Genomic DNA, 12,946 nt, shown 5'->3' with positions numbered 1-12,946 from the left:
TCTCTCTTGGTACTATTTAGATAAATTATTTTATTGCTGATTCATTTCATCAAGCTCAGCTTCGCTTGAGCCCGTGGTTTTTTGAGAGATCGTATCTGGAAAATATTGCGGATCATCCATTTCTGGAATCAATTGTTCACCCATTTTATGAATCAAGATGCTGGTTTTTAATGTTTCTGTTGGGGCTTTAATCAGTAGATTTGTCAAAAAGTCTGTTGCTTTAGCTGCAAATTGCGCATCACTTTCTTTGCTACCACGTTCAGGCATTTGAACATTGTCTAAATTAAGCACAGGGACTTTACAGGTTAACGGTACTTGAAAACTTTGACTATTTTCAATAATTTTACCATCCTGTTTACAGCTCTGATATGCAGCACTTTGAGCTTTCATTTGGCGCTCAAATGCTGGCGCAACAATTTTAAAATCGTTGGCATTAAATTGTTCTTTAAGTATTTCCTTCATTTTTTCAGATGCAGTGGCTTGTTTTTCGCCACTTTCATCGCGGTTTTTTTTAGCTTCAGCTTCTGAGATACCTGCAATTGCGGCACTCATTTTTAAATTAAGCTGATCTTGATTTGGGTCTTGAGAAAATAATCCAATCATACTTTTTGAGATAATGTTCACACGATCTAGCTCGGTTGTTTTTGCATAAATACTTTGAGTCATCAGTAAAATTGCGCTATAAGTAAATACTTTAAATTTATGATTTAGAAACATAATTATTCTACAAGTTTAGTTAAGTTGGTGAAAGTGAACGCATTGTCACTGTGCATTACATTAGCATAATTGTAAGAATGAAGGATCAATTTCTCAACCATTAGGATTTAAATAATGAGCCAATTTGTCATTCAATCTGGGCCGTGGAGTCAGCTTCAACACGATGCAAAATTGATTCGAAGCATGGTTTTTATTGAAGAACAACACATCAGTGAAGCAGATGAATGGGATGAGCAGGATGCCATTTCATTGCATTTTGTTGTATATGCGCAAGATCAAGCCATTGCTACAGCGCGGTTATTGGAAAATAACAGTATTGGTCGAGTTGCTGTGTTGCAACAATATCGAGGTGAGGGGATTGGTAAACTGCTCATGCAACATATTATTCAAGTGGCAAAACAGCAAAATAGAGCATTTCTTCAATTATCCGCTCAAGTCTATGCAACACGCTTCTATGAAAACTTAGGCTTTCAGGTACAAGGTGAAGAATATTTAGATTGTGAGATTCCACATATCGATATGGGGTTAAGTTTAAAAAAATGAATGAATTGAAATAAACCCACATTGAATAAGCCAAGATTGAAATAAACCAAGAGAATCGATTTGCCCATGCTCAGTATAAAAACCCCGTTAATTCAATCTTTAGTTTTAAGCCAACTGAATCAATGTCAGGTGTGGTTAAAAATGGAAGCCTTACAACCGTCGGCGTCATTTAAACAACGAGGTATTAGCCATGCCTGTCAAAAATATTTTGAGCAGGGAGCTCAGCGTTTTATCAGTTCATCAGGTGGCAATGCAGGCTTAGCTGTTGCTTATACAGGTCGACAACTGGGTATTCCTGTGACCGTCGTGGTTCCAGAAACCACAGCACAACGCGCGAGAGAATTAATTGCCCAGCAAGGTGCAGAAGTTATTGTACATGGCGCTTCATGGACCGAAGCCAATGCTTTAGCGCAGTCTTTATTAACACAGCAAGATGTATTCATTCATCCTTTTGATCATCCATTGTTATGGGAAGGCATTATCCCGATGATTGATGAAGTCATTGCAGATGGCGTTACTCCAGATGCGGTGGTCTTATCTGTGGGTGGCGGAAGTTTACTTTCAGGTGTTGCAGCAGGATTAAAAAAACATGGTTTAGCCCATATTCCAATTTATGCGGTTGAAACCCAAGGTACAGCATCCTTACATGCTTCGATTGTTGCTAAACAACATGTTGAATTGGATCAAGTGAGTGGTATAGCAACAACACTTGCAGCAAAAAAAGTCTGTCAAAATGCATTTGAAGTGAGCCAAAAACTTGAGGTTCGTAGTTTGGTGGTTTCAGATCAAGACACTGTAGATGCCTGTTTAAAATTTATAGATGATCATCGTATTTTGGTTGAGCCAGCATGTGGTGCAACATTATCAGTGCTTTATGATCAGGCGATTCAATTTAAACCCACTGATCAGGTCTTGGTGATTGTATGTGGTGGCGCAGGGATTACCCTAGAAACACTACAAGCATTCAATGGATAGAACGGACTGAATAGGCAATTAATGATCATAATCTATTGATCCTTTAGCAAGTCTTTTCGATTTAGAGGATGGTGAGATGATTCAAGTTGTACTTTTTGATTTAGATCAAACCTTACTTGATCGCACCTCCTCCCTAAAGGCTTTTTTAAATTGGCAGGTAAATTTCTTCGAGCTGGTTACGATTCAACAGAAACCACAATTTATTCAGCGTTTTATTGAGTTGGATAACAATGGTTCTGTATGGAAAGATCAGGTGTATGCTCAACTTATTCAAGAGTTTCAAATATCCAACTATTCGACACAAGTGCTATTAGAGAATTATATTCAAGACTTTAATAAATTTTGTCGAAGCTTTAGCGATGTTGATCTGGTTATTTATAGCTTATTTAAGGCAAATTTTTCTCTTGGATTAATCTCTAATGGAAAGACACCTTTTCAGGAAGATAATTTCAAAGCCTTAGGTTTAAGTGAGTATTTTTCGAGTGTGATTGTGTCAGAAGCTGTTGGACTGCGAAAGCCTCATCCAGGAATTTTCCAATTGGCATGTCAGCAGCTCGGTGTTATTCCTCAGCACTGCATTTTTGTTGGCGACAATGAGGTAGCAGACATTTGCGGTGCAAAAGCGTTGGGCATGAAAACGATCTTATTTGACCCTCAACAAAAAGTAACATCGACACAGGCCGATCATCGTGTAAAGTATTTTCAAGACATACTTAGTATTTTAAAAATAAAATGAAAAGATTATATAAGCACGGCATGGTAAAGTTTCAGGTTTTATTTTTATTTGGAGTAGTATCTCAATTCAGTGTATTTGCACAAGCCGAAACAGATAAACAACAACCGTTAGCCTATGAGTTGCAGGTAGAAACAAAGCCAAAAACTTATGATCCAGCGACACAGTCACGGATTCGGGTCTATCGAAAGGGTGCGACAAAAACTTTAATTCAACATTCATTTGATTGTGCAGGAAGAAAAGCTGGGATACGGGATTACTTAAGTGGAAATGGTGCATTATCTGCGCTAAAAGCGTATGCCAGAATCACCTTTAATATCGAAGAAGGGATGCCTCGTAGTGCGATTCAGAAAGAAGCTGAAAGCAATGCTATGCGAACTTACCAACTGATTTCTTATAAAGAGTTTATTTTAAATGCCGACCAACCTGTGAATTTATATGGTTTTGTATTTGGAGCGACTGATTCATCTCGGACAAAAGCACAAGTTTTTGATCAATGTGTGGATGCTGTTGCTTCGTTCAGACCACAGGCTGGACACGATTATGAAATTTTAGGTAAATATCAAAATAACCAATGCCAATTTCAAGTATTTGATCTAAAAACCAATCAAGAAGTAACTGTGTCTGACAAGCTTTATGCATGCCCTGAAAAGTCATGGAAATTTTGGAAAAGGGATCAGTAAATGAAACGTGCAATACTTGGTATTGTTTTGATGATGGGTCTTATTGTACCCAATTTGACTTGGGCATCTTATCTGAACCATTGCCTATTAACGGTTAAAGTCTTAGAAGCGACTTCAACAATGACTATGGCAATCAATGGGCCACAAGGTGAGTTTGAAAAAAGTAAATTGACGATGTATATCAAAATATTAAAAGCTGAAAAGAATGGAAGAGCTGACAGTGGATGTCAATTACTGGTCAATCAACGCATGCGAATTACGATTGAACAGCCACCTTTGATCAGTTTAGTCAAAGGGCAAGTTGTACAAGTAGAAAGCATCACTCAGGATGCTTTTCCACAAGAAGGATATGTCACGCAATACAAGCTAAAAAACTAGTCTGTTGGGAATTTCGCTTTTAGCCTTTGTGTGCGTTACTCCAGTCTTCTATGGCTTTTTGTCCGCTTTCTAAGCCAACTTCATAGGTATATTGCAATTTGCGTTTATCTTTACATAAACGGCCTGCTAATTTTTTATTGTCAGGTGGGCAGACTTCCAAAATGCTTTGTTGCGTATTTTGGCGGATAAAATCGACAGTTTGGTTATAACGAGTACAACGCTTTTTAAGGCTATCTGCAAAGCCAGTATGTTGATTAAGCAAATATTTTGCCAAGAATTGATCGGCTTTACTGCTGGCTTTAAAGTAGTTTTGTGTACGCGTACGAATCACCAAGAGATTTTGAATATTTGCTTGTTGCGCTGCCCATTGAACAGGGAGGGCATCTGCGACACCGCCATCAAAATAAGGCTCTCCAAAAATTTCTACAGCCTGTCGTGTTAGATAGGGAATAGAGCTAGAAGCACGTAATCCATCAATAATATTGTCTTTCCCAGCACGTAAATATTCAGGATAACCTGTACGAGCATGAGTCAACACCATATAAAAGTCAGGATTTTGACTAAATAGGGCCTGTTGATCTAGAGGATTCTCTTTCTCGACAATATCCCACATCCACTGCATATCCAATAAATCCCCACCTTTAAAAAAGCGAGCATAACGAATAAATTCAGGTCGAAGTGAGTGGTCTAAATAGAGTTCGATATTGCGACCTTGTTGTCGAGCAAGGTAATTGGCGAGGTTTGTTGAACCAGAAGACACCCCAACAAAAAGATCGAAAGGGTTAAAGTTTTGTTGTAGGAAAGCGTCAAGTACACCGCAGGTAAAAGCCCCACGCATACCACCACCTTCTACGACTAGTGCATTACGTGAATCATTGATCATAGATTGTTTAGTTTGCATGTTCTGGCTGAGCTGAGTTGTGTGGCATGTTTTTCATTTCATCATTCGACATTTGCTGCGTGTCATGTGGAGGTGCTGTATCGGTATTCTCAGTCTGAGGCGTCGCTATCTGCTTATTTTGCTGACTCGGCATATAATCTGGTTCATTGGTTACAGCCATATAGAAGAATACAAGGAATAAACAGCTAAAGATTGTTGCGAAAATCACGGCTTTAGATTTCCACAATGGTTTTTTGGGAGAGTTAACATCGTTCATAGGAAAACTCCTAAAAGAATGAAATGTGTAGCTATTTTATAACATAAAGCAGTAGTAAAGTTGGCATTGCTATAAAAGACATAAATTAAATGAGGCTTATGTATATAAACACAACATGAATTGATTAGTATTGAATACATATCAGACATAACAAGCAGGCTGAGATTAAAATTGAAATCAAGCATATAAACAAGATTATTTTGAGCTTTATTTTAGATATTTGTGGAAATAAATAATGTTGATTTATTAGAAATATATGAATATTTAAACTACATTTTTAGTGAGATTATTTATTTAATTTTTCAACAATTAATCAAAAAATCTATTTGAATTTAAGTATTTTTAGTAATGAAATTGTTTTTTTAAATAGAAAAATTTTAGAATTAATTTATAATAGAGGCAACTAAAACGAATAAATTATTAAAATGAACAGCTTAGTAAATAGCATTTATAAAATATTGGATCAGCTTGGACTAAACGCACAAAAACGAGCTTTGCATATCCAATTTACAAATACAGACTTAAACAACCAAGTCTTCTTACAACGCATCGATGGACAACATGGTCTAAACCAAGGTGTGTCTGTTGAACTGATCTGCCTTGCCACTTCGGCTGTGATTCCACTTAAACAATTCATTGGTAGCCAAGTGGCCATTGATCAAGTCACAGATCATGGACAACTGTTTCGTAGCACAGGGGTGATTACTGAGGCAGCACAAGGGCAGAGTGATGGCGCACTGACGTTATATAAACTCAAACTCGAAGATGCCACTTCATTGTGGCATAAACGCCGTAACAGCCGAGTGTTTATGAATAAGTCGGTTGTGCAAGTCATAGAAACGCTGTTTAAAGAATGGCAAGACAAAAGCCCGCTCTTTGCATCGAGTCTAAGCCTCGATAAAAGTGGACTGAAAAAAGACTACGATATCCGACCATTCATTATGCAGAGCAACGAAAGTGACTATGCATTTTTAACTCGCTTGATGCGCAGTGAAGGGATTAACTGGTTGATTGATGAAGCACAATTGATTGTACCAAGCGCTGCGACTCAAATTCAGCCACAAAAACTGCGCTTGGTGGATGATAATAACGAATACAAAGCGCTAGAACGAAGAAAGATCCGCTTCCATCGCAGCAGTGCCACAGAACAACAAGACAGTATCACCAGCTTTATTGGGCAACGTAGCTTACAACCCACCGCTGTCCACGTACAACGCTGGCAAGCAGATGTTTTAGAGCAAGAAGAGGGTGCAGGCAGTGTTCAAAGCAAACACCAACACAGTCAAAACCAGAATAATGCCAGTCTCGGTTTAGAACAGGCTTGGCATATTAGTCCAGCATGGATTCAAGACCTCAATGGTGAAGATCAAGCAACCGCTTCAAATAACAATCAGATTGAAAAGATCAACCAAAACCTCAGTCATTATTACGATGCTCAATCCAAACAATTCATTGCTAACTCCACTGTACGCGATGCGCAAGTGGGGTACTGGTTTGAATTAAACGAACACCCAGAAATAGACCAACACAGTGGCTCAGACAAAGAGTTTCTGATCACGTCAAAGACATTCTATAACCAGAACAACTTACCCAAAGACCTGAGCGAGCAAATCAATCACTTGCTCCAACAGAGCAATTGGGTCAATTCAAATGTAGACTCAAACAACCCAGAGCGCCAAGCCAATCAATTGGTACTACAACGCCGTAATATCACGACTGTTCCGGAATACCACCCACTACAACATCGTCCTAGTACCCATCCACAACGAGCCAAAGTAGTTGGACCAAGTGGAGAAGAAATTCATGTCGATGAATGGGGACGTATTAAAGTTCGCTTCCTATTTACCCGCAATGAAGATCATAGTCATGATGGTGGTGCAGGGAGCAATGACAACGACACTGATTCCGCTTGGGTGGATGTACTGACCCCGTGGGCAGGTGAAGGCTATGGTGCGCGGTTCTTACCGAGGATTGGTGAGATTGTCGTGATAGATTTCTTTGATGGCAATATCGATCGACCATTTGTGGTGGGGCGTATCCATGAAGCGCAACGAAATCCAACGAAATTTGATGACAAAGGCCAATTGCCTGATACCAAAAAACTGGCAGGGATCAAAAGTCGAGAAGTTAAAGGCAGTGGCTATGGCCAGCTTAGATTTGACGATACCACAGACCAAATCAGCAGCCAGCTACAAAGCAGTCACGGCGCGAGTCAACTTAACCTTGGTAATCTGAGCCATCCTAAAGAAACTGATACGAGTGAAGGACGAGGCGAAGGCTTTGAACTAAGAACAGACCAATGGGGAGCAGTGCGTGCAGGACAGGGTCTACTACTGAGTACCTATGCTCAAGATTTAGCTTCAGGCAATCACCTTGATGCAGCAGCAGCGAAAAGTCAGTTAGAAAGCAGTCTAAATAATTCCAAGGCCTTAAGTGAAGTTGCCAAGAATCAGCAAACTGATCCACTGGATGTATTGGAAAATCTCAAGCAATTTCTTGATCAAATCGAAAAAGGTGAAAAAGACAAAGCGGATGCATTTAAACAAGCTTTGATGATTTTAGCTGCACCGAATTCAATTGCATTGGCAAGCAATGAAGACTTACATCTTTCTGCGGATAAACAAATCAGTTATACCGCAGGTGATAGTATCAACCTGAGTACGCAAAAGAATTTAGTTGCACATGCACAATCAAAGATTAGTCTTTTTGCGGCACAAGAAGGTGCAAGACTTTTTGCTGGAAAAGGCAAAGTTGAGATCCAAGCACAAGGCGATGGTGCGGATTTGATTGCACGTAAAGGTATTCAAATCATTTCGACTGAGGAGATGATTGAGCTAAAGAGTCTCAAAGAAATTATTATCACCTCTGGTGGCTCTCAATTAAAGATTAATGGTTCAGGTGTATTTGTGACTACGGCTGCTAAGTTCGAAGTGAAGGCAGGGCAACATAGTTTTATTGGTGGAGCAAAAGTCGATTATTCACTTCCATCATTCTATGAAAATATTTGTAAGCCTTGTTTGTTAGATGCTGCAAAGTTTGGAATGGCATTTGTTGATAAATAAAATGAAAAGAAAAATTGTTCCATTTAAAAATATAAAAAGCTGTATCGAAGATGATCAACATGATTTGAACATGTATTTAATCTTGGATGCAGCGCAAGTTTCAGATCAAACTTTGCACTTTATTAACGCATGGCGAAATGATGCAAGGCTAGAGTTTTATTCATTATTCTCAGGCACAACGGAGGGCAATGCACCTTTTGAAGTAGCCCCTGTACTTGTCTTAATCAATGATTTAGAGGTGCTCGAAGATGAAGGGTTTAGCTTTATTCATCAAACATGGAAAGATGAACAGGCTTTAAATATGGTATTCAGTTCATTGGATTTGGCTCAGTTTGTTAAAAAAATGAAACGCTATCTCACAGTAGAATTTCCTGATGGTACACAAAAATTATTTAGATGGTTTGATCCAAGAATTGTTAAAAAAATTCATAAAATACTGACAGATCAACAAGAAGATGAGTTTTTTGAGGATATTACAAAATGGGTCATTTCAATTCGAAATTATCAGGATGTAGATTCTAATCAATTAATGGTATTGGAGAATGCATAATGTTCATACTCAGCCAAGAAAAATTATATGAATTAGATGTTGAGCAAAATAAAGAATTTTTATATGACCTTGTCTATGAAATTATAAAAGAAAACCCAGCCCTTAAACTGAATGGGCAATTTGATCAGCTATTAGAACCTGTCCAAAGCCTGATCAATCTATATATTGAAAAAGGCATCAATCAAATTTATACACTCAAATATATGGTGAAGAGCCATGTTTATTTGGGAATAGATTATGCAAATGATCCGCAATATTTTTGGCTCCAAAATGTAATGCAGCATTACAATATTGCGGAGCAAGTATCTTATGTAGATGCTTTTTATACACTTTTGGAAAGCTATAAAAATGTGGTTTTAGGGCATGATTTTAAATTTGTTTTTAAAGCAATAGAGCAGTTAAATCAGAGTTTTAGTCATTCCAATCTTCAAGAAAATCTTTCAATTATTTATCCAGAAAAAATAGAGTTTTTAAAACAAAAAGATTTATTGAGTTCACTTCAAGAAAATTATTCCAATGATATCCAATCATATAAAGAGTATGTATTGGGAAAAGAATTTCATCATAACGTTTTTATAAAAAATTTGATTAATTTGGAGGTTTAAGATGGGTGTTGGTGGTGCAAGTCCTGCAGCGGGCGCTACATGTGCAACGTGTTTAAGGAAGTTTACGGTTCATTTTAGGCATAATGAGAAAGATTTCGATGGTGGTTATGGATTTGACTGGTTAAGAAATGAGTATGTTAATAATCTCAAAAAAGTAGACGGCATAAGTTATAAAAATACATTCAAAGGAAATATTTCAGATTTGCTTGCTATTTATTCGGAGGGTCAAAAGACATTAATACGGCCATATGGCTATAATTATATACCTGCATGGTTAGCAATTTTTCCAAAGACAACAAGTAAACAAAGTGCATCTGGTTCACAGGAAATTAATAAAAATGGTGTGGATTTAGATTTAGAAATTGTTCAATTAAGTAGTGATGAAAAAGATCCTCTTACTAGTGATGGAACTTCAATAGAATTATTAGCTACAAGTGATTTTATAAAGTTAACTCCATCTAAATTTGATATTAAACAGTTAATTAATAATAGGAAAAGTAGAGAAATTGATAAAACAAATAATAAAAATGAATTTTTTTATGAAAATAAAAAGATAATAAATATAAAGTGTGAAGGTGGAGCTTTAAATCAGCATGAAGAGATAAATGTATTTGCGATAAAGAAAGGTGTAAGAGAAAAAGTAGGGAAATTAATGTTATATAAAAATAATGATATTCCAAAATTAGAACTTAATTTTATTGATGTAATTAGTGATAATAATTCACTAGTTAAACCAAGCAGTTATGAATATTATTTGAAGTTTAAGTCTTACAATCAGGCTCTAATCAGAGCTGAGAAAAGATTAGAAGCAAAATTTGATTTATTAGACTTAGCAAAGACAAATGAAGATGTCGCAGATTTTTTGGCAGAAGTAGCATCAAATAAACAATTAGATATTGATTATTTAGCAAATAGATTTGTAAATTTATTCGATAAATATGGTGGTAAATATAGACCAATAGATGATCAAAAGTATTTAAATATAAATGATGATGGGCATACGAGAACTTATATATTTTATACAAATATATCTGCTGGGAATGTAAATGGATATGCCCCATCAAGAATGGAAGGTAGGCGAATGAAATGGGGAAATGCTATAGTTGTGTTTAAACAAGCACATACTAGATTGGATGTGCTAGTACATGAGATTGGGCATAGCTTAGGTCTGCCACATGTTTTTGAAAAAAATAACAATAAATTTGTATTTTATCAGGGACAATCGGGGAATTTAATGGACTATACTTGGTTTTATGCAAAATCCAAACAGGTTGATAGTAAAATTACTAGAACGTATTTTAGTAAGTTTCAGTGGGATATTTTGAGAAGTGACAGGAGTTTAAAGTGAAAAAATTATTTTTAACAATTTTTTTTGTTTTTTTTGTATCTTGTTCTTCTGAAAATAGAGGTGACGCTCAATTAGGAAATATGAACACAAGTGAAAATAATATAAATGACCCATGCACTAATGCGGATTGCACACCAGATAAATTTAATTCACCCTACTATAAAATTCCATATGAAAAATTAAGAGATTTAGATTTTTTAAATTATGAAGATTTTGGTGTCGTGTTGTTAAATAACGGTATTTTAAATGCTGAGGTTTTGAAAGAGTATAATTTTAAAGATAAAGATAATTCAAATTATATAGATTTTGAAAATGAAGCCATGTTAACAATTAATCCGAACCCATCAAATGGTAGGGTGAAATCAATAGATTATGATTTTTCTATGTGTTCATCAATGAGCTCAATAGATATAGATAGAATAAGGAAAATATTAAAAGTATTTAAAAATAAAAACTTAGATAATAGTTTTTTTAAATTTGAGGTTGCTGAAAAAAATAATGAAGATTCTTTAACCAATACATCGTATGGGGAAAATGGAATTATTTATGAAATTTCATGTAATATCAAATCTAAAAGAGGTCAATTTCATATTTATAGAAAATAGTCGTGTTAAAATTTTATGGTTGATGTGTGCTTGGTTAAGCGAGGGGAGGAATGAAATTTATTAAAAAGCTACTTTATCTTAGTTTACTTCCTCTGACATCTTGTTCTCATGGCGATGAACTTAAAAATTTGTGTTCAAATGGAAGTAATCAAATACAACATCACTCAAAAGAAACTAGTATTTTAAAATCATCAAGAAATATCAGTTCTTTTGTGGCTGAAAATAAAGCATATATAAATTATGATCTTAAAGAAATTTTAAAAAATTATAAGCAATTGAATTCAGATAATATGCAACTAAAAGTGTTGGAAGAACTATCATCTGATCAGGGTTTTTCTGATGGTGTAGTATATAATCCTAATTTTAAAGAAGATTATAATCATATGTCTGTATTAAAAGTTTCATCTGCTCATCAGGGGAGAAATTCCTATTATTATGAGAGTGATAACTTTGTACCTTTGGATAAAAATATAGTAATGAATATCAAGAAGTTTATTGATGATCAAATTTTTTTAATGAATCAAAATAAGATTGATGAGAGTAAGTTAAATGCATTTATAAGTGAATTTCTAAAAAAAGGACGCTGCCAAGGTGGAGACGAACTTGGGGTGGTTGTTGTTGAAAGTAATTTTGATGGTGTTCATTTAATTTTAGAAACTAATCCTGAATGGTTCTTAGGACAAGGTGAAGTTAAAAGTTTTGCATATAGTGTTTATTATACCAAGGCTACGGATGGGAAATATGAGAATACGATTTATAATAAAGTTGATGTACAGTATTAAATTCTATAGCTAAAATATTTTTTATTAGAGTGCTGAAATGTATTTGGAACTATAGATGATTTTACTGAGATAAGGTTTTTATGAGGAAATATATAGTATTCTTAATTTTTACTTTCATCGTTGGCTGTGATGAAAAGCTAATTTATTCACGTAGTAAAAGTGATGAGGTAATAAATAAATTTTGTCTTACTCCTGAGCCTAATGTTAGTTTGGATATAAATAAATATTTACCATTTGAAAGTTCAATAGAGAGTCCTATAGAAAAAAACTTAGGAATAAAGGTTAGTGATTTTTATAATAAAATTCAAAAATCTACTTCCTTGAATAATATGAATGTATATGAAAATCAAGGTTATATCGATATTGTTGATGATAACTACGATGTAGTAGGCAAAATTCTAGTTATTTCAGCAGGCACTTATGTTAAATATATTAATTTTGAAGTTAGATCTGATCCCCAAATTTTTAAAGGAAAACTTATAAAAAGTGCTCTTATAGATGTGATTTCTGCAGTAAGTGATACCGATTCCGAATTAATCTATGATAAAGCCTTAAGTAATTTAATTAACAATATTAAAGATGGTAAATTTAATCCTCGAACTGGTATATATTTAGGTTCTTTTGAAGATAATGAAGTTATGTATGAAATATCTACAATTAATAAAAAATTTATTGCAGCTAAAGTTGCTAATGGAAAAATTAGAGATATCGATTGCAAAGCTAAAAAATATAATGAATATAAAGATTTGGAATTATCACTTTTTTCAATATTCAAACATTAATCTTAATGATTTTAGACATCAGTTAT

Annotated in this window: 15 protein-coding genes; 12 read left to right on the top strand and 3 right to left on the bottom strand. The window is 35.1% G+C overall.

The features are described from left to right. Positions 1-30: 30 nt before the first annotated feature. Entirely contained in the window at positions 31-717 is a 687-nt protein-coding gene (locus tag AS4_RS18450; protein ID WP_096735131.1) for a hypothetical protein, read from the bottom strand. 114 nt (positions 718-831) lie between these two features. On the opposite strand from AS4_RS18450, the gene AS4_RS18445 reads away from it, so the two are divergent. The 5 genes from AS4_RS18445 to AS4_RS18425 all read left to right on the top strand — a co-directional run bounded on the left by AS4_RS18445 (position 832) and on the right by AS4_RS18425 (position 4,029). Beyond that, positions 832-1,260, top strand: a complete 429-nt coding sequence (locus AS4_RS18445) for a GNAT family N-acetyltransferase (RefSeq protein WP_096735130.1) — start codon at positions 832-834, stop codon at positions 1,258-1,260. Positions 1,261-1,326: 66 nt separating this feature from the next. Next, positions 1,327-2,235, top strand: coding sequence for a pyridoxal-phosphate dependent enzyme (locus AS4_RS18440; protein ID WP_096735129.1), 909 nt, complete (start codon positions 1,327-1,329; stop codon positions 2,233-2,235). Positions 2,236-2,311: 76 nt separating this feature from the next. After that, the gene (locus AS4_RS18435; protein WP_096735128.1) at positions 2,312-2,971 is read left to right on the top strand and encodes an HAD family hydrolase; all 660 of its coding nucleotides are present in this window, start codon (positions 2,312-2,314) and stop codon (positions 2,969-2,971) included. Next, the gene (locus AS4_RS18430) at positions 2,968-3,651 is read left to right on the top strand and encodes a hypothetical protein (RefSeq protein ID WP_056515721.1); all 684 of its coding nucleotides are present in this window, start codon (positions 2,968-2,970) and stop codon (positions 3,649-3,651) included. Before AS4_RS18435 ends, AS4_RS18430 begins: the two co-directional genes overlap by 4 nt. Further along, positions 3,652-4,029, top strand: a complete 378-nt coding sequence (locus tag AS4_RS18425) for a hypothetical protein (RefSeq protein WP_096735127.1) — start codon at positions 3,652-3,654, stop codon at positions 4,027-4,029. 19 nt (positions 4,030-4,048) lie between these two features. On the opposite strand, the gene AS4_RS18420 is transcribed toward AS4_RS18425, so the two are convergent. Both AS4_RS18420 and AS4_RS18415 read right to left on the bottom strand, forming a co-directional pair. Next, positions 4,049-4,912, bottom strand: a complete 864-nt coding sequence (locus AS4_RS18420; protein ID WP_096735564.1) for a patatin-like phospholipase family protein — start codon at positions 4,910-4,912, stop codon at positions 4,049-4,051. A gap of 7 nt (positions 4,913-4,919) precedes the next feature. After that, a complete protein-coding gene (locus tag AS4_RS18415; RefSeq protein WP_004724087.1) occupies positions 4,920-5,186 on the bottom strand; it encodes a hypothetical protein in 267 nt (88 codons plus the stop codon). Between the two features lie 425 nt (positions 5,187-5,611). Between AS4_RS18415 and AS4_RS18410 the strand changes: the two genes are divergently transcribed. From AS4_RS18410 to AS4_RS18380, 7 genes are all read left to right on the top strand, one after another. Then, a complete protein-coding gene (locus tag AS4_RS18410) occupies positions 5,612-8,248 on the top strand; it encodes a type VI secretion system Vgr family protein (RefSeq protein ID WP_096735126.1) in 2,637 nt (878 codons plus the stop codon). 1 nt (position 8,249) lies between these two features. Continuing rightward, a complete protein-coding gene (locus AS4_RS18405) occupies positions 8,250-8,798 on the top strand; it encodes a DUF4123 domain-containing protein (RefSeq protein ID WP_171478425.1) in 549 nt (182 codons plus the stop codon). After that, complete coding sequence (locus AS4_RS18400) at positions 8,798-9,403, top strand: hypothetical protein (RefSeq protein ID WP_096735124.1); 606 nt, start codon at positions 8,798-8,800, stop codon at positions 9,401-9,403. The genes AS4_RS18405 and AS4_RS18400 overlap by 1 nt, the downstream gene beginning before the upstream one ends. A gap of 1 nt (position 9,404) precedes the next feature. After that, the gene (locus AS4_RS18395; RefSeq protein ID WP_096735123.1) at positions 9,405-10,751 is read left to right on the top strand and encodes a M66 family metalloprotease; all 1,347 of its coding nucleotides are present in this window, start codon (positions 9,405-9,407) and stop codon (positions 10,749-10,751) included. Further along, complete coding sequence (locus tag AS4_RS18390) at positions 10,748-11,356, top strand: transporter (protein ID WP_096735122.1); 609 nt, start codon at positions 10,748-10,750, stop codon at positions 11,354-11,356. The genes AS4_RS18395 and AS4_RS18390 overlap by 4 nt, the downstream gene beginning before the upstream one ends. A 50-nt stretch (positions 11,357-11,406) precedes the next feature. Beyond that, entirely contained in the window at positions 11,407-12,138 is a 732-nt protein-coding gene (locus AS4_RS18385; protein ID WP_096735121.1) for a hypothetical protein, read from the top strand. An 80-nt stretch (positions 12,139-12,218) separates the two neighbouring features. Further along, the gene (locus AS4_RS18380; RefSeq protein WP_096735120.1) at positions 12,219-12,920 is read left to right on the top strand and encodes a hypothetical protein; all 702 of its coding nucleotides are present in this window, start codon (positions 12,219-12,221) and stop codon (positions 12,918-12,920) included. Positions 12,921-12,946: the final 26 nt, after the last annotated feature.

It is taken from the genome of Acinetobacter guillouiae (assembly GCF_002370525.2).
GTDB lineage: Bacteria > Pseudomonadota > Gammaproteobacteria > Pseudomonadales > Moraxellaceae > Acinetobacter > Acinetobacter guillouiae.
The sequence above is the reverse complement of the archived record's forward strand: the minus strand, read 5'-3'. Positions and strand labels throughout refer to the sequence as shown.

Bases quoted from the DNA above. Each gene is read 5' to 3' on its own strand.
- AS4_RS18420 (WP_096735564.1), bottom strand. From the start codon at position 4,912: ATGATCAATGATTCACGTAATGCACTAGTCGTAGAAGGTGGTGGTATG.
- AS4_RS18450 (WP_096735131.1), bottom strand. From the start codon at position 717: ATGTTTCTAAATCATAAATTTAAAGTATTTACTTATAGCGCAATTTTA.
- AS4_RS18430 (WP_056515721.1), top strand. From the start codon at position 2,968: ATGAAAAGATTATATAAGCACGGCATGGTAAAGTTTCAGGTTTTATTT.
- AS4_RS18380 (WP_096735120.1), top strand. From the start codon at position 12,219: ATGAGGAAATATATAGTATTCTTAATTTTTACTTTCATCGTTGGCTGT.
- AS4_RS18410 (WP_096735126.1), top strand. From the start codon at position 5,612: ATGAACAGCTTAGTAAATAGCATTTATAAAATATTGGATCAGCTTGGA.
- AS4_RS18385 (WP_096735121.1), top strand. From the start codon at position 11,407: ATGAAATTTATTAAAAAGCTACTTTATCTTAGTTTACTTCCTCTGACA.
- AS4_RS18405 (WP_171478425.1), top strand. From the start codon at position 8,250: ATGAAAAGAAAAATTGTTCCATTTAAAAATATAAAAAGCTGTATCGAA.
- AS4_RS18440 (WP_096735129.1), top strand. From the start codon at position 1,327: ATGCTCAGTATAAAAACCCCGTTAATTCAATCTTTAGTTTTAAGCCAA.
- AS4_RS18415 (WP_004724087.1), bottom strand. From the start codon at position 5,186: ATGAACGATGTTAACTCTCCCAAAAAACCATTGTGGAAATCTAAAGCC.
- AS4_RS18400 (WP_096735124.1), top strand. From the start codon at position 8,798: ATGTTCATACTCAGCCAAGAAAAATTATATGAATTAGATGTTGAGCAA.
- AS4_RS18395 (WP_096735123.1), top strand. From the start codon at position 9,405: ATGGGTGTTGGTGGTGCAAGTCCTGCAGCGGGCGCTACATGTGCAACG.
- AS4_RS18425 (WP_096735127.1), top strand. From the start codon at position 3,652: ATGAAACGTGCAATACTTGGTATTGTTTTGATGATGGGTCTTATTGTA.
- AS4_RS18445 (WP_096735130.1), top strand. From the start codon at position 832: ATGAGCCAATTTGTCATTCAATCTGGGCCGTGGAGTCAGCTTCAACAC.
- AS4_RS18435 (WP_096735128.1), top strand. From the start codon at position 2,312: ATGATTCAAGTTGTACTTTTTGATTTAGATCAAACCTTACTTGATCGC.